11 protein-coding genes are annotated in these 16804 nt (G+C 61.0%); 2 read left to right on the forward strand and 9 right to left on the reverse strand.

What is annotated here, in order from left to right; all coding sequences use genetic code 11:
- Positions 1-52: 52 nt before the first annotated feature.
- From VITFI_RS16735 to VITFI_RS16750, 4 genes are all read right to left on the reverse strand, one after another.
- Positions 53-1210, reverse strand: a complete 1158-nt coding sequence (locus tag VITFI_RS16735; RefSeq protein ID WP_089418296.1) for a restriction endonuclease subunit S — start codon at positions 1208-1210, stop codon at positions 53-55.
- Complete coding sequence (locus VITFI_RS16740) at positions 1207-2751, reverse strand: type I restriction-modification system subunit M (RefSeq protein WP_089418297.1); 1545 nt, start codon at positions 2749-2751, stop codon at positions 1207-1209. Before VITFI_RS16740 ends, VITFI_RS16735 begins: the two co-directional genes overlap by 4 nt.
- A 26-nt stretch (positions 2752-2777) precedes the next feature.
- The gene (locus VITFI_RS16745) at positions 2778-6185 is read right to left on the reverse strand and encodes a DEAD/DEAH box helicase family protein (protein WP_089418298.1); all 3408 of its coding nucleotides are present in this window, start codon (positions 6183-6185) and stop codon (positions 2778-2780) included.
- A 63-nt stretch (positions 6186-6248) separates the two neighbouring features.
- Positions 6249-7838: a sigma-54 interaction domain-containing protein gene (locus VITFI_RS16750; protein ID WP_232476739.1), complete on the reverse strand. Its 1590-nt coding sequence runs from the start codon at positions 7836-7838 to the stop codon at positions 6249-6251.
- A gap of 25 nt (positions 7839-7863) precedes the next feature.
- On the opposite strand from VITFI_RS16750, the gene VITFI_RS16755 reads away from it, so the two are divergent.
- On the forward strand, positions 7864-9195 hold the full coding sequence (locus tag VITFI_RS16755) for a leucine-rich repeat-containing protein kinase family protein (protein ID WP_089418300.1): 1332 nt from the start codon (positions 7864-7866) through the stop codon (positions 9193-9195).
- Positions 9196-9211: 16 nt separating this feature from the next.
- Here the strand turns inward: VITFI_RS16755 and VITFI_RS16760 are convergent, their stop codons facing one another.
- The 5 genes from VITFI_RS16760 to VITFI_RS16780 all read right to left on the reverse strand — a co-directional run bounded on the left by VITFI_RS16760 (position 9212) and on the right by VITFI_RS16780 (position 16398).
- Positions 9212-10207, reverse strand: coding sequence for a Bug family tripartite tricarboxylate transporter substrate binding protein (locus VITFI_RS16760; RefSeq protein ID WP_089418301.1), 996 nt, complete (start codon positions 10205-10207; stop codon positions 9212-9214).
- Between the two features lie 123 nt (positions 10208-10330).
- Positions 10331-11326 carry a Bug family tripartite tricarboxylate transporter substrate binding protein gene (locus VITFI_RS16765; RefSeq protein ID WP_089418302.1) on the reverse strand — a complete coding sequence of 332 codons (996 nt, stop codon included), beginning with the start codon at positions 11324-11326 and terminating at the stop codon, positions 10331-10333.
- Positions 11327-11377: 51 nt separating this feature from the next.
- The gene (locus tag VITFI_RS16770; protein WP_089418303.1) at positions 11378-12523 is read right to left on the reverse strand and encodes a metallophosphoesterase; all 1146 of its coding nucleotides are present in this window, start codon (positions 12521-12523) and stop codon (positions 11378-11380) included.
- A 36-nt stretch (positions 12524-12559) separates the two neighbouring features.
- Positions 12560-15262: an AAA family ATPase gene (locus tag VITFI_RS16775; protein WP_089418304.1), complete on the reverse strand. Its 2703-nt coding sequence runs from the start codon at positions 15260-15262 to the stop codon at positions 12560-12562.
- Positions 15259-16398 (reverse strand): metallophosphoesterase family protein, encoded by a 1140-nt coding sequence (locus VITFI_RS16780; protein ID WP_089418305.1) that lies wholly within the window; start codon positions 16396-16398, stop codon positions 15259-15261. The genes VITFI_RS16775 and VITFI_RS16780 overlap by 4 nt, the downstream gene beginning before the upstream one ends.
- 185 nt (positions 16399-16583) lie before the next feature.
- Between VITFI_RS16780 and VITFI_RS16785 the strand changes: the two genes are divergently transcribed.
- On the forward strand, positions 16584-16799 hold the full coding sequence (locus tag VITFI_RS16785; RefSeq protein WP_089418306.1) for a hypothetical protein: 216 nt from the start codon (positions 16584-16586) through the stop codon (positions 16797-16799).
- Positions 16800-16804 lie beyond the last annotated feature (5 nt).

A 16804-nucleotide genomic window follows, 5' to 3' on the forward strand; every position in this document is an offset into this window, starting at 1 on the left:
TTGACATCAGACAACTTTTTCAGTTGTCACTAAGTAATTTTAATATTTTTAGTTATCCAAAAAACTTATGGCTAAGCGACTGGGTTAGTTGCTCTGCATTGCTGGCCATTTCTTGCATCTTTGCCATATATCGTGCAACTTTTTTTGTGACTTGCACATATTTTTGCTGCCGATCTTTTGATGGTATTTGAATGGGTAGGGTTTTTAGGTCTTTGTAGTAGACCGCAAAAACGCTGGTGGTTCCCGATTTTCTGGTTTCTAGTTCTTGCTTTAGCAGAGGAAGTTGAAACTGCATGGCAATGACTTCAGGGGCGATCATCGAGTTCAGCCGCAACCGCATGATATTGTTGTTAAAAATGACGCCGTCACCGCCATCCCATATTGCAGTTTTGCCAACGAGTTCACGAGAGTTGCGGGTGTTAAAAAGCAAATCGCCACGCCTGAGTTCAAACTGCGCTATTTCTTCCGGTGAAGCGTTGGTGCCCTGAATTTTCTTGTGCAAAATTTTCCCATCGTTGGAGATTGCATCCATTCGCAAATAGGGTGTTGGTAGATTCCAGCCAAATTCTTCTGCGGATCGAACGAGTCCAAGCTTTGTTGACTCAACAAGCTCCGACAACTCCAAACTCGGCCATTGATATGGGTTTTCAACAGGGTCGCCAAATATTTCAACATAGGCAGCCCGCAAAAACTCATCCGCCAACCGCATAGCTTCTTGTCGCTTACTGCGCAGGCTGTCTGCTTTGCTGAGAACGGCTGTAATGCGACGCTGTTCGATCAAACTGGGTAGTGCAACCTCGTGCTCCCAGAGAATCCTCATAGAAACTCTCGGCATTTTTGCCCCATCAACCTGCTGACTAACCCACTGCAAAAAGTATGGAGACTTCAGGTATGCAGCTAAGTACTCCCGCGTCACTATATTCTGATTTGGGCGCATCGGCACTAATTCTGATGTGCAAAAACCGGGGGAATCCGGCAAATAAACCTTATTAAGATAGGGGCGCAGCTTTGAGTAAAGGACATTGCCATCATCAAATCGGTTGGTTGAGTTGCCAATTTCTGCAATGGAAACAAAATCTTTGGACAACAAAACTCCAGTATTTGGCTCGATCTTATCCAGGTTTAATATCCAAACATTCCCCTCAATTTCGAAATTCTCAGCCTGTGCCGCTGGTGCAATATCACGCAGTTTGTAGAGAATTTTACTCAAAACAGCTCCTTCAACTCGTCTAGGTCGCCTTGAATTTGCTTTTCAAGCAAAATAAGTTGCTCTAGCAAATAGCGGGGATTATTGACTTTCGCGATTTCAATTTTTTTTCGAATGTATCTATTAATAGATAAGTCGAAATTTTCCGATTTTATCTCACTAGCAGGAACTTCAAACGCTTTCGCAGAGCGATCGGAAATATCAATCAGTCCTTCACACCACTGCCGATACTTCACCAACACATCCAGCAAATCACCCTTTCCATCCCCAATAGGCGTACGCTTATCATCCAACGTAAACCCATCCGACTGCACATCATAGAAAAACACGTTTTCCGTCTTGCCACCCTTGGCAAAAATGATGATCGCCGTCGAAACCCCCGCATAAGGCTTGAAAACCCCCGAAGGCAACGAAATCACCGCCTCCAACTGGTTCTGCTCAATCAAATGCTGCCGCAACTGAACATGCGCCTTGCTCGAACCAAACAACACCCCATCCGGCACAATCGTCGCACTGCGACCCCCCACCTTCAACATCCGCAAAATCAACGCAATAAACAATAACTCCGTCTTTTTCGTTTTAACCGTGCGCAACAAATCCGGCGCCACATCCTGTTCGTCCAAACTCCCCTTGAACGGCGGATTCGCCAAAATCAAATCAAACGCCCCCTTAGACCCCTTCGGATGACGCTCCTCAAAACTCTGGCTCAGCGTATCCTGATAATGCACGTCCGGCTCTGCCACCCCATGCATCACCAAATTCATGCTGGCAATGCGCAACATCGTGGCATCAAAATCATAGGCGTGGAACATGTCTGTATCCACATGCGAGCGGTGCCCCTGCTGAACCAGCAAATCCCCGCTGTACGTCACATGCGTTTCACCCTCCACTACTTCCTCATGCCGGCCCGCTTCGCTGGAATGCTCACGCAACAAATACTCGTAAGCTTCCACCAAAAAACCCGCCGTCCCGCAGGATGGATCGCAAATCCGATCCGTCGGCTGCGGCTGCATCAATTCGACCATCAACCGAATGATGTGCCGGGGTGTGCGAAACTGGCCATTGATGCCCGCCGTGGTCAGCTTGCTCAATAAATACTCGTACAAATCCCCCTTTGTATCCCCCTTCTCCAGCGGCAATTCTTGCACCGCCGCCACCGCCTTGGATAATAACGTTCCCTTCTGAATCATCAGTTGCGCATCCTTCATGAAGGACGCAAACAAACTGCCCGCCCCCGTGCTGCGCTCCGCCAGACGGCGAAAATGCGGAAATACCCGATCCCGCACATGCGGCAACATCATCTCGCCGCCATAGTGGCGCCATGTTTCCCAGCGGCAGTCCTGATCTTCCACTTCAAAACGCCGGTTGAACACCTGGCCCGTGATCGAGGCCCGTTTCTCATCCTTGCGCTCCTGCATATCCAACAGGCGGCTGTACATCAAAAACGTGATCTGCTCGATCACCGTTAACGGGTTGGTGATGCCCCCCGTCCAAAAATCCGTCCAAAGGCTGTCGATGCGGCTCTTGAGTGGGCCAGTGATCATGGGTGTCAAACTTTCTTGCAAATAAGTCAGTGAGCGGCGGGCGGTTGCAGCGGTTCGCCAAAGCTGCGCACCATGGCCACCACCTCATCCAGTTGGGTGGCATCCGTGAACACACCGCCCAACCCTTCCGCATGCACCGTGTTAAACGGCGCCTCAAACAATTGCGCCACCGAAATGGCCCCGAATTGGCGAATGTGATCCTTCAGCATCGCCAAGAATCGCAATTGTTGACTGGTGAGTGCGTGCGCTTGCGCGAAAGTTGCAAACCGCGCTTCTACCGCCTCATGCTCCAACCCCACAATCGCCCGCAAAATGCGGCTCAGTGGTACCGCCGTGTCCGGGTAAAACTCGCGCAAGGTGGTCAAATTCACATCCGGGTTGCGGGTGTGCAGCAGGCTGTTCAGCCGATCCAACTCCTCCGGCTGTATCGACTCGCCATGGCGCACTTTGCGCAGCACCGAATCCGTCTCGAACAAAGGCTCCAGCGCCGCTTGCACCGCCTTGCGGTAAATGGCGAAATCCAGCGATTGGATGTTCGTCGGGCGCTCGGCCACCTGGTAATCGGCTTCGGTCTCGTGGATGTCCAGCATCGGCGTGGGGGCCGGCGGGGGCAGAACAGGGGCTTCTGCCAGCCCCACAACGTCCCGTAACGCCTCTCGCAGCGTGTCCAATTGGGCGTAAGTGGGCGCCTCCCAGAATGCATCGGAGCGCAGTTTGCTCAACTCCTTGGCCTTGGCCCGCACGGGATTGAGGTGCGGCGGCAAGCGCCCCAGCCATTCAAGAACCGCCTCTTTCTGCGAGTTCGGTTGGCCCGGTTTGACCAGCGCCTCAGCCTGAGCTTTGGCCATCAACACATCCCAGCGCAGCGCCTCGCCTTGGCCACGCACATCCAGAGCGTTCATCAGCGGCGCCACGGTGTCCGTCAACAATTGGCGCGTCACCGGTGCGAACTGGCGAACGCGCTGGAGATCGCGTGCTTGCTCCACCGCCCGCCAGTTCTCGCGCACCGTCACAGCCCCATCGGGCAGGGCCGCCGCATCCTGTTGAATCTGCTGCGCCAGCCGATCCAACGCTGCCGTGTCGGCGTGCTTGAGCGCCAAGCTCGCCAAATGAAGACGGGCCTCATAGCGCCGTTGGGTCAGCGATTTGGGCACCGCAGGCTCAACTTCGGTGGTCGGAACCTCGTGAAACGCGAAATTGCCCCAGTGATCAAAAATCAAAAATTCGCTCTTGTCTCGGCCCGGCCCAAATAGGTTTTGGCACAGGCGCGTGCCTCGGCCAATCATTTGCCAGAATTTCACCTTGCTCTTGACCGGCTTGGCAAACACCAGATTCACCACTTCGGGCACGTCGATACCGGTGTCCAACATGTCCACCGAAATGGCGATGCACAGTTCGCCGTGTGGCATCTTGAACTGGTCGATCAAATCCTCGGCGCGGGGCTCCTCGGAGTGGATCACGCGGCAAAACTTGCCGGCAAACTGCGGATACATCTCATCAAAAAGCTCGGCCAGCAAGCGGGCGTGGCGGATGTTGCGGGCAAACACAATGCTCTTGCCGGGCAGTTGCCCGTCGGCATCGCGCAGGCCGTTGTCCATCAAGTTGCGCAGGATGATGCGGTTGGTGCCCTTGTTGAACACCGCAGCATCAATCTCTTGAGCGTCGAAATCCAGCGTGTTTGGGTCGATGCCCTGGTCTTCCAGCTCCGCCACCTGTTCATCCGTCAGATGGGCCGCCTTGATGCCCTCGCGCAAAAACTTGGTGGTGTGCGCCACCACGCGGAACGGCACCAGATGGCGATCCGCAATCGCCTGCTCCAGCGGATAGTTGGCCGTGGGTAGTTTGTAATCACAGCCGAACAAACGGCAGGTGCTGCGGCTGACCATCTCCACTGGCGTGGCCGTCAACCCGACTTGGAGGGCGTCAAAGTACTTGAACAAGTCTCCGTAGAGGTTGTAAATCGAGCGGTGAGATTCGTCCGCGATGATCAAGTCAAAAAATCCCACATCGAACGACTCATAGTCGTTGATCAGCCCCTGGTAGATACCGATGTAGATGCGAGCGTCCAGTTTGCCGACGTCATTGGCTTGACCGATGACGTAAATAGGCTCCTGCACAAAATCATTGAACGCATGTTTGGCCTGCTTGCGCAGCTCCTTGCGGTCGCACAAGAACAGCACGCGCTTAACCCAGCGGGCGTCGATCAGCAGTTTGGCCAGGGCGATGGCCACCCGCGTTTTGCCCGTGCCCGTGGCCTGCACCACCAAGGCACGGCGGTGGCTTTGGGAGAAGCGTTCGGCCACGCGGGTGATGCTCTCGATTTGGTAGAGCCGCCCGGCCACGTTGCCATCGGGGCGAACGTCTCTCAGCAAATCGCGTTTTTGGCGCCGTTGAAAACCGACGCGGTATTGCAAGGTGTCCTTCGAGAAAAACCCGAATACTTGCCGAGGGGGGTACTTGCCCGCGTCGTCCCACACCCAAATGTCGTGCCCATTGGTATAAAAAATCATGGGCCGCTGGCCGTGGACTTTTTCCAGCGCGTCGGCGTACAGCTTGGCTTGTTGTTGGCCGGCGCGGGCGTCGGCGTGGGCTTTCTTCGCTTCGATCACGGCCAGGGGTTTGCCGTTGTCGTCCCATAGCACGTAATCGCAATAGCCCTTGCCACTGGCGCTGGGTTGGTGGGGCACTTCCACTTCTTGACCCACGGATTCGCTGCTGCCAGTGCCTGCGGGTACATGCCACCCGGCCATGCGCAAATCCCGGTCGATCAACCACTTGCGGGTGTGATCTTCGCTGAAGCGCAGTTGCTGGGCCGTTTGGGTCGAAACCTGGGTGGCTTGCGCCAGCGGCATGGGGGCGGCCCTGGTGGGTGAAGTCCCGGCCTGGTCGGCGGCGCGCAGCTCGGCCAGTTCCAGCAAGGCTTGCTTGAGGCGCTCCTCCTTGAGCTGGTTTTCTTCGGCCAGGGCCTTGGCCTTGCGTTTGATGGCTGCCTTGCTGTCAATGCCCTCAACAGGTGGAGGCTTGAATTCCCCAAAGTCGCTGACTTTGCCACCCAAGAAGGAAACGTGCAGCCAACGCGCCAATTGCCAGGCCTCCTGCACGCAGCGAACAGCGTCGGAGGACTCGACATCCTCTCCATGCGCTCCCCGGTTACCGAGCCGGCGCAACAGGTGCAGCTTTTCCAGCACCAGCGGTTGGGCAATCGGGGCGAAGCTGGCGTTGTCCAGCAGATCCACCAGGGTGGACTGCGGCGCACGCTCCAGCCTGAATTGGTTGTAAAGCCGATCAACCAGCCGCTCCGCAAAACTGCGCAGCTTGACCAGCGCACTTGCCGGGTCGCTGTATGCGTAGTGCTCCGCGTACCCACCCATGTTGGCCAGTTCGGGATAAGCCGCCCGCAGCGGCTCAAAGTTCAACGATCGAAGATCTTGCATTCACTTCCGACAGGTTTCGCATCGCGACGGTGAGGCCATGTGCGAAAACCTTGCCAGCCTCGCTTAGTCGGTGGATTCCACGCCGAGGCGTTTCATCCAGTTGCCCAAAGTTTGGTAGTTGGGAAAGCCGAGCAATTCGGCTGCCGCAGACTTTTTATCGCCCGATTGTTGAAGCGCCCGCACAACGTAGTCTCGGGCTACTTCATCCAAAAGTTCTTTCAAATCAAAACCTTGCGTTAAGGGACGGCCCAAGATGTTTTCTTCGGGCCGCTGGATGTGGAGCAGTGCTGCACGAGCATCTTCGGCATCAATGGTCGGGCCAGGTGACCAAATCGATGCCCGCACGAGCGTGTGGTAGAGCTCGCGAACATTCCCAGGCCAGGCATGTGAAAGAAGAATTTTTCTTGCGTTAGCAGAAAGTTTTTTCTCTTGCGCCTCGGGGCATCCCCGTGCATCGGCATTGATCTGGGCGAGGAAATGGTCGATGAGCAAGGCCGTGTCGTGTTCCCGTTCACGCAACGGCGGGAGGTGCAACATGCCCACGGCCAGCCGGTGAAACAGATCCTCTCGGAATCGCCCGGTCACCACATCGGCAGCCAAATCCCGATGTGTAGCTGCCACCACCCGCACATCCACCTTGATGGCTTTGGAGGCCCCCAGCGGCATGACCTCGCCGGTTTGCAGCACTCGGAGCAGGCGAACCTGAGCATCTGGCGGAAGATCGCCGACCTCGTCTAAAAACAAGGTGCCCCCGTTGGCTTCGAGAAAGTGCCCTTTGCGGTCGGTTACCGCGCCAGTGAAGGCGCCACGACGGTGGCCAAACAGTTCGGAACTGGCCAACTCCCGCGAAATCGCGCCACAGTTGACGGCCACGAATTCTTTCCCCGCCCGCCGGCTGGCGGCGTGGATGGCTTCGGCGAACAGCTCTTTACCGGTGCCCGTTTCCCCCAAAACCAACACCGGCACATCCAAAACGGCGATGCGCCGTGCCATGTCGATCTGCTGCCGAACCGCTGTGCTGCGGTGAATGATCTTGCTGAATTCAGGGGCGACGCCGCCCTGTGTGAGTCTGGCGATCCGATCTTCGGTGCGCTGCAAGAACTCGGGGAGGAAGTCGCTGGCCAAGTCAAACGAGAAATCGACCGACTCCAGGCCCTGCTCGCGTGATGTTTGGATCAGTTGGGCTGGAAAACGGGTCTTCGACAAGATGATCCAAATGACCACCATGGCGGGCGTGCCAGGGCTGAGGTGAAACGTCAGTTGGACACCGTCCCGAGGAAGCCCCGCCTTTTTCAGATTGGCAGTGACAGCGGCGTAAATGGAAGCGTAGTTGATGGGGCTGTCCAACGCCATGGGGCACAGATCAACTTGGCTCGATGCGTAACCCGCACGCTTTTCCAGCCAAGTGCAGTAACGCTGGCTTCGGGGGGTGTCGTAGTTGGTTAGCAGATGGAGGCGGTGGTACCGCCTGGGCTGACCGACGAGCGCTTTAGCGATCGGGCCCAAGTCCTGACCGAGTTTGCCTTCTGAGGCTTCATGATCGGTGTTACCGATCCAGGCAACGAGCCATGATTCACCACTCATATCAGCATGATAAAGAACAGAACAGGCGTACTGCTTCGCGCCTCTATGAACACCGCCGGGCACTTGCACAAGCGCCTCCGCCTATCCTTGCCCCATGCAACACCCTCACACCCTGGAGCGCCTGCGCCGTGGCGAACTCGCCGGCCTGCGCCGCCTCGATCTGGCGGAAGATCTGACCGACTTTCCCGCCGAAATTTTCGATCTGGCCGACACGCTGGAGGTGCTCAACCTCAGCCACAACCGCTTGAGCCGTCTGCCGGACGATTTGCCGCGTCTGCACCGTCTCAAGGTGCTGTTCGCCTCGTACAACGATTTCACCGAGCTGCCCGACGTGCTGGGCGCGTGCCCTCACCTCAGCCAAGTGGGTTTGCGCAACAACCGCATTGCGCATCTGCCGGCAGCCGCCCTGCCCCCGCGTCTGCGCTGGCTCACCCTCACGGACAACGCACTCACCACCCTGCCCGCCGCCCTGGGCGACTGCGTGGCACTGGAAAAACTCATGCTGTCCGGCAATCGCTTGACGGTCTTACCGGCGTCACTGGCGGGGCTGCCCGCCCTGGCTTTGCTGCGTGTGGCGGCCAATCAACTGCCTGAGCTGCCTGGCTGGTTGGCCGAGCTGCCCGCGTTGGCGTGGGTGGCGGGGGCGGGCAATCCGTGGTGTGCCGCTTCGTCGGAGTGTCCGGCGGAGGTGGTGCAAGTTCCGTGGTCGGCGCTGACCTTGCAGCAGCGTTTGGGCGAAGGCGCTTCCGGGGTGACGTGGCAAGCGCTGTGGCAACCCGATGCAGGGCCGGCGCGCCCGGTGGCGGTGAAGCTGTTCCGGGGCGCCATCACCAGCGATGGCTTGAGCGACAGCGAGCAAGCCGCCAGCTTGAGTGTGGGGCCGCATCCACAGTTGTGCAGCGCGTGGGCACGGCTCACGGCGCATCCGCAAGGCGCCACGGGGCTGGTGATGCCGCTGCTGGCCGCTGATCTGCAACCCCTGGCCGGCCCGCCCAGCTTGGACAGTTGCAGCCGCGATGTGTACGCCCCGACCGCCCGGTTCAGCGTCTCCCAGGCCGTTCGCCTGTTGCGGGATGCCGCCCAAGCGCTGGCCCACTTGCACACCCATGGGGTGCTGCATGGCGATTTTTATGCCCACAACTTGCTGTGGCACCCCACCAGCGGAACTGCTGTGCTGAGTGACTTGGGCGCGGCCTTGCGCTGGCCAGACGGCGCCGGGTTCGCCTGGCCCACCGCCCAGCGCTGGGACGTGCTGGCCTTTGGCCACTTGCTGGAAGAAGTGTTGGGGCGCTTGGTGGTGTCAGAGGAGGCCGTCGCTTTGCGACAACGTTGGCAACCTTGGCAAACGGCCTGCCAATCCACCCAGGTTCACGAACGCCCTGCCATGTGCGAAGTGGCCCGCGCGCTGGCAGCATCCAGCGCGTGAACCCCTGCGCCACCGCTCACTTGGCGATGTTGCGGATCGACGCAATGCCGCCGAGCAGGCGCGTTTCCCGCACAATTTCGCGGTTCACCTGGGCCGGGGTGATGTTGCTGGGAATGTCCACGCCTTGCTGGCGCAGTTTGGCGTCCACTTCTTTGTCGCGCAGCACCCGCTCCATCACCGACACCATGTAGTTGACTTGGGCCTCCGACCAGCGGCGTGGCACCACCATCGCCGACCACACCCGGTAGTCAAACCCAATCACCCCGGCTTCATGCAGGGTGGGCACATCGGGCAACAAGTCGTTGCGGCCATAGCTGGTGACGGCCACCGCCTTGATTCCCCCCATGCGGCCATTGCTGCGTTTGGCCAGCGTCACCGGCACCATGCCCATGTGGACTTGGCCGGCACGGATGGCATCCAAAATCTGCGGGCCGTTGTTGAACGGTACATGGCGAGCCTTGAGCCCCCCCTTGATGCCGAGAAACTCCATGCCCAAGTGCCCCACCGAGCCTGTTCCCTGGGAGCCGTACTGCCATTTGTCCCCGGCGATGCGGGCCGTGGCCAAAAACTCGGCGGCCGAAGCGGTGCTGGGCTCCCGGGCGGATGCGACCAACACCATGGCATCCTCGGAGGTGAACGCCACAGGTCGTAGATCGCGGGAGGGTTCGTAGGGCAGGCTCGGATCGACCGATTTGGCCACCGTCAACGTGTTACTCATGACGATGGCAAGGGTGTGGTTGTCCGTGGACTTGGCCACGCGCACCGCCGCTTGGGTGCCCGCTTTGCCTTCTGCCATCTCCACTTTGACAGCTTGACCCATCACGCGTGACATGGGTTCGGCCAGCGTGCTGGCCAGCACTTCCGACACGCTGCCTTTGGCGAAACCGATCACCAAGGTGATGGGCTGGTTGGGCCAGGCTTCAGGTGCTGCGTGGGCGGTCAGGGGCAGGGCCAGGCCAGCCATTGCGCAGCGCAGCAGGGTTCGCCGATGGAGGATGTGTGAATCGTTCATGAACCAGTTGTTGCAATGAGACACATCCCGCACAGTATCGGATTTTTTGCCGGAGGACGGGGGGTTGTGTCAAGCTGGCACAGCCTGAAATGCAGGACGGGCACGCTCAGGCTCGCGTCAGCGTCATTTGGCCAGTTGGCGGATTTCGACAATGCCGCCCAGCAAGCGGTTTTCCCGCACGATTTCGCGGTTGACTTGCGCTGGGGTGGTGTCACGCGGAACATTGACGCCTTGCTGGCGCAGTTTGGTCACCCAGGGTTTGTCGTGCAGCACCCGATCCATCACCGCCACCATGTAACTGACTTGCGCCTCGGACCAGCGGCGCGGTGCCACCATGGCCGACCAAATGCGATGGTCAAAGCCAACCACGCCGCTTTCCCGAAGCGATGGGAGGTCGGGCAGCAATTCGGCACGACCATAACTCGTGACGGCCAAGGCTTTGAGGCCCTGCATGCGGCCATTGCCGGGCGTGGCCAGGGTGGTCGAGGTCATGCCCATCTGAACCTGGCCGCTGCGGATGGCCTCCAGCACCTCGGGGCCGCTGCCGAGCGCCACGTGTCGCGCTTTGAGACCGGCTTTCATGCCCAACAGCTCCATGCCCAAGTGGCCGACCGAGCCCACGCCCTGGGAGCCGTAGCGCCATTTGTCCCCAGCGATGCGGGCGGCGGCCAAAAAATCGGCCGCCGATGTGGTGCTGGGTTCCCGGGCGGCGGCCACCAACACCATGGCGTCGTCGGAGGTGAACGCCACGGGGCGCAAATCTTTGGAGGGTTCGTAGGGCAAGCTGGGGTCGATGGACTTGGCCACGGTCAGCGTGTTACTCATGACGATGCCCAGGGTGTGGCCGTCGGTCGATTGGGCCACGCGGGCAGCCGCCAGCGCACCGGATTTTCCCTCCACGATCTCGACCTTGACGGGCTGACCGATCACGCGGGACATCGGTTCAGCCAGCGTACTGGCCAGCACTTCCGACACGCTGCCTTTAGCGAAACCCACCACCACGGTGACCGGTTGCCCTGGCCAGAGTTCGGAGGCGGCATGGCCTGTCCAGGGCACACACAACCCGGCGGTACCCCAGCCCAACAGTGTTCGTCGGGAGTAAGTGCGAGAAAAAGTCATGACATTTTGTAACGATTGAAACACCCCGGCAAGGTATCTGTTTTCTCCCGTTCAGCATTGGGAGTTGTCTCTAGTTGACATTGGGCGTGAAATCGTTAGCCGTTGAGGAGAAAAGCCCTGGGTGGGCCAGTGCTCTCCTCGGTCAGTGACCAGCTCGCGTTCAGGCCAGCGCAAGGCGGCCAAGGCGGTGATGGCGGCTTCGGGGGCGAGTTGGCGGCGGCGTTCGAGGTAGCGCGCACCAGCGGAAAAATCGACGCAAAACACGTTGCGTCGCCGACCCATCCAAACCAAGGGCGACAAACCGTTGAACGGGTCGCGCTCGCGTGGCCCCAAAAGCGTGCCTGTGCGCTCGGGGTGGAGTCGGCGCCAGTAGTGGCCCACCACGACGGGGGTGATGTCGTCATAGTGCTGCCACCAGGGCTGGCGCTGGGTAAAACGCCAGCGGCCAGCGGCGAAAAAGGGCTGCTCGGTGCGACGCTCCACCCCGGAGGTCAACACCCGGATGGGGTGGGACATTTGTCGGCGTTCGTCCACCATCGCATGGGCGTGCAGCAGGGGCATGGGGTGATGGGGGTTGTCGATGTGCATGCCCCATTGCGCTTGTTCTTCCGCATGGCGATCGGCCAAACCTTCCATGACCACCCGGCGCATGGCCAGCACCTCCAACGCATCGAAGTGGCGGCGCAGGCCCAGGTGTTCCGGCATGCGCCGCAGCACCGCCACCGACGGGGCGTGCCAAGCGGCGTGAACCACGCGCAAATCGGGGCGCTCCAAAGCCAGCGGCAGACGCGAGAAAAAACTCAAAAACGCACTGCGCTCCACATCGGGCCCTTGGCCGGGCAGGGTGTTCCAGGGGTGGTAACACAGGTCGTGGGGGGCCTGTTCGTTCCAGAACCAGTCGTTGCCGTCGCGGTGTTCACCGATGAGCAAGTTCAGCTCATGGTTGCCAAGAATGGCCCAGGCTTTGCCTTGCTGAACCACGTCGCGCACCCAGCGCACCACGGCGGGCGAGTCGGGGCCCCGGTCGCACAGATCGCCGACAAACACCAAGTGGCGCCCAGCGGGGTGAACACCGTTGTCGCGATAACCCAGGTGGCGCAGCAAAGCAGCCAGCGCGTCGGCTTCGCCATGGACATCACCGACGATGTCCAGCGGGCCCGGGGGCAAAGAGGCAATCAAAGAAGAAGAAGCAGGCATGCGGCAACCACGCAGCGGGGGGCGGACAAAAAGAGGTCAAGAAACCGCACTGGGCGCCAGGGGCAGCCAGTCCAGATCCCGGGCGGGCACACCCAAGTCTTGCCACAGCTCAGGGTGACAACTGAACAGCAGCACCTGATGGCGGGTAGCGGCATCGTAGAGCACGGGTTTCATGCGTGTCAGGCGCTGAGCGTCGCTGTGGGACAGCACGTCGTCCAGCAGCAGCAGCGTGGGCCGACCTGCGTCGCGCAGCACATCGGCGTAGGCCAGGCGGGCGATGAGGGCGAGTTGTTCGCGGGCGCCAAAACTCAGGCGCTCGAAGTCATCGCGCTGGGCCACGCCGTGGGCGCTGGGGCGGCTCAGGCGGATGGGGGTGAGTTGTTCGTCCAAGTGCAGATCGGCCTCGGGCATCCACACACTCAGATAGTGGCGCAGACGGGCTTGCAGCGGTGTCTGTAGGCGCACCAAGGCGGCCTGACGCTTGTTGAGCAAACGCTGACACAGCCAATCCAGCGCTTCGGCCCGATGTTGCCATTCCGTCTGGCGTTGTTGGGCGCGTGCCAGGGTGCCGGCGATTTGCGCCCGCTCCTCCTCCAGCCCTTGGGCCCCGGCTTGTTGCAAGCTGGCTTCGAGGCGGGCCATGTCCAGGCGGCGTTGTTGGCGGGTGTGCTCCAGTTGCGCCAAGCTGCGCTCCAGGCGTTCGATGTCTTGGCGCACTCGTTCGGGCTGGGCGGCTTGCCACTGGGCTTGCAGGGTGGTGATGTCCTGGGCCAGACGGTGCAACGCTTGGGCGGTGGCGTCCAGTTGGGTGTTGACCTCGGTTTGGCGCTGCGCATGGGCGGGGTCGGTCAGTGTGGCCCATGCGGTGTCGCGCTCTTGCAAGGCGTTGGCGTGGTCGCGCTCACACCCGATGAGCTGTTCACGCGCTTGTTGCAACTGCTGCTGCGCTCGCTGCTCGGCCTGTTGGTGCTGCTGAAGCTGCGCTTCGGCCATGGACAGCTCCGGCGCTTCGTCTGCGGCTTCAGGGGCCGGGCACTGGGCCAGTTGCTGATGGGCTTGCTGCTCGCGGGCGTTGGCTTGGGCCACAGCATCCCGCAGGGCGTCCAGACCTTGCGGGGCGATCCAAGCCAGGGCTTGTTGGGCCAATTCGAGGCGTTGTTGCACCTGAGCGGCCTGGGTGTGCTGTTCTTGCGCCTGGGCCACGCTGTCCACCCCCGCTTGGTGCAGGGCGGCGGCGAGTTCGTCATGGGCGCGGCGCTCTTGGCGGGCCCAGTCTTGCCAATCGGTGTCGCCTGGTTCAAAGCGCAGCCAGCCGCCTTCGGCCAGATGCACGGTGGTGGCTTGTTCGAGGCGCAGCTCCCCTTCTCCTTGCACGGTCCGCAACGGCACGCCGGCGGTGGTTTCCAAACGCAAGCGCTGGCCGTCAGGCAGTTGGAATTGCAGCCGCGCCGCCGCTGCCTGGCGGCGCAACATACCGTCTTGCTGTGCCCGCTCCAGTTGCACCAGGCGTTGCAATTGCGTGCGATCCAGTGGCCGGGGCGGCAGTTGTGCCCGCAGCGCGTCCAAGTGCTGCTGCTCGGTTTGAGCGCGTGCCAGGGTGCCTTCCAGTTGCTGGCGCGTTTGCCAAGCCTCTTGCCACTGCTGTTGCCATTGGCGGCGTTTGTCGGCGTGGCGGGCGCGTTGCACGGCCTCGCGGGCGTTCACCAATTGGGCGGTGGCGCGTTGCAGAACACCTTGCAGGGCCTCCACCTGGGCACGGGCCGGCGCCAGACGGGCGGCGCAGGCCAGCAGCGTTTGCTCACGTTGCGTCAACGCTTCGGTTTGCTGCGTCAGCGCTTGGCGTTGCGCCTGCCAAAACACCTGCTGCTGCTGGCTGTGCTGCTGCTGCTGGCGCAGGGTGTCCAAGCGATGGGCCCATTGTTCGACCTCCGCATGGCGGGCGCGGGCGGTTTGAAGCTGCTGCGCCAAGCTTTCCCAGGGGCGCTGCTCGTTGTCCAGCGTCTCGCGGGCTTGCAGGCCGGCCAACATGTCCACCTGCTGCCGGTGTTGGGTGATTTGGCCGTCCAGCGCATCGAGTTGGGTTTGCAGGGACTGCACTTCCTCCTGTGCTTGCAGCAAAGGCCCCCGGGGGCGGCCCGTGCTGGTCAGCAGTTGAGCGCGTTGGGCTTGCAGGTCGTGCAACACCGCGTCGCCGCCCGTGGCCACCAGCGAGCCCCCCACGGCGGCCCCCAGTTGTTGCAGCGCATTGTGCAAGTGGCTGTGCGCGTGCGGGGCGGCGCCATCCAGGTCGTGGCCACAGCCCTGCTCCACCCACAGCAAACCCGGGATGCCCCAATGCTCTGGCCGACTGCCACCGCGCAGCGCAAACTGAAAACCAAACTGCTGGGCCAGCCAATCTTCGGCTTCGACGCCTTCGAGCTGCCGGCCATCGGGCAGATCGAGCAAGCAGCGTTTGCGGCTCAGAAACCGTTTGACGAGGCGATGGGGCGCACCATTCAGCGTGAAATCCAACTGGACTTCAGGCGCTGCGGCAGGCTCATCCAAGGGCCGCAAATCGTCCACCGTGGTGGAGCGGTGGCGCTCTAGGAACGCGGCGCGCAGCGCACGGGCCAGGGTGCTTTTGCCGCTTTCATTCGCGCCGGTGATGAGGTTCAGGCCAGGGTCGAGGTCGCGCAGTTCGAACGTGCCACGGAAGCGGCGCAGTTGTTCGACCCGCAGCCGGGTCAGGTGCAATTTCACGGCGTGTTCACAGGGCTGGAGGAGGGCGAAGGGTGGTGGCGCATCAAGGTTTCGGTCAGCAGGGCCAGGGCTTGCGCGGGCACGGGTGACGCTGGGGGCGTCAGGGCGGCATCGCGCAGTTCGGCCAGCAGTTCACCCACATAGCCATCGGCGTGCAGGGCGGACAGCTCATCGTCCGTGGGCGCCAAACTCAAACCGTCCAGGGTGCTTTCCAAGTGACGCACACGGGCCTGTGTCTCACCCAGGGCGGTTTGCAGCCGGGCGCGGCCTTGCAGATCCAAGCGACCGTTCAGGCGCAGATCGATCACATCATCGGCCTGTCGGTCATGCAGCCAAGCCAGCACCGCGTCCAGATCGGACGGCACGTTGAGCGTGACTTGATGTTGCCACCAGCGGTGCTGCCCCACCGGCAGGCGGTGTACTTCGGGCGGCGCGTGGTGGCTCACATCCACCCGCAACGCCCAGCCGGCTTCGTTGGCGCGAAAACGATCGGGCTCCGGGGTGCCGCTGTACCACGTGCGTTCGTTGATGCACTTGCAACCGTGCCAGTCGCCCAGCGCCAAATAAGCCAAGTTGGCGCGCTGGGCGCGGTCGGCAGCGATCGGGTTGGGCGCGTCGATGCTCTCTGGTAGAAACCCCGACACGCACCCATGTGCCAATCCCACACGCACCCAACCCGCAGGCGTGGGGGTGTGGTCGAACCAAGCCGTCAGATCGTGAACCGTGTGACGCTGGGTGAGTGGCGCAGGCAGCACCACCAACCCGGCGCTGGGCAACGCGATGGGCTCAGGCCGCAGCGCCAGATGCACATGCGCCGGCACGATGCCCAACTGTTGCGCCTGTTGCCAAACGCCTTGGGCCAGGGCGGCGTCATGGTTGCCCGGCAGCAGCACCCACGGCCCCGCAAAACCTTGGAGCGCCAGAAACAACCGCCGCAGCGTGCGCTCGGACAGGATTTGCGCATCAAACACATCTCCCGCCACCAGCACGGCATCGACTTGCTCATCCCGGGCCAGTGCGGCGAGGCGCTCAACGGCAGCCAAGCGAGCCTCCGCCAGCAAAACGGCGCTCTCAGGCGCAAAACGAGTGAAGGCACGGCCAATCTGCCAATCGGCGGTATGCAAGAAACGTGGCACCGGACAGTTCTCCCCATCGAGATTCACATGATAGGGGGATGGGCATGGCACCCCCCTAGAACAAGAGGGGCCGGCGACAAGAGGATGCCCCCTGACACTGAATGGTCAGCAATCCTGCCTATCCTCAATTCGATCAAGTCACCCTAGAGTGAGCTTGTACGCAAAAAAACCAGCCGGAGCCGCCCATGAAACTGTTTTCGCGCATTGCCAAGACCCCGCCGCCGGTGCCAACCGTCGGCCACCCCACCACCGCACGCCGCCAAACCGACGCCACAGATGTGGGCTACGAGGCCGCCTTGCCCTTTTTGAACAGCCAGTTGCCCAACCCCGTGACGGGGTCGGCAGCGTCCTCGAAGTGGGCCAACTGGCGCCGGCGCTGGTTCGCCGGCCATTCCGCCTGAGCGCT

Origin of the sequence: Vitreoscilla filiformis (genome assembly GCF_002222655.1) — a bacterium.
Lineage (GTDB): Bacteria > Pseudomonadota > Gammaproteobacteria > Burkholderiales > Burkholderiaceae_C > Ideonella > Ideonella filiformis.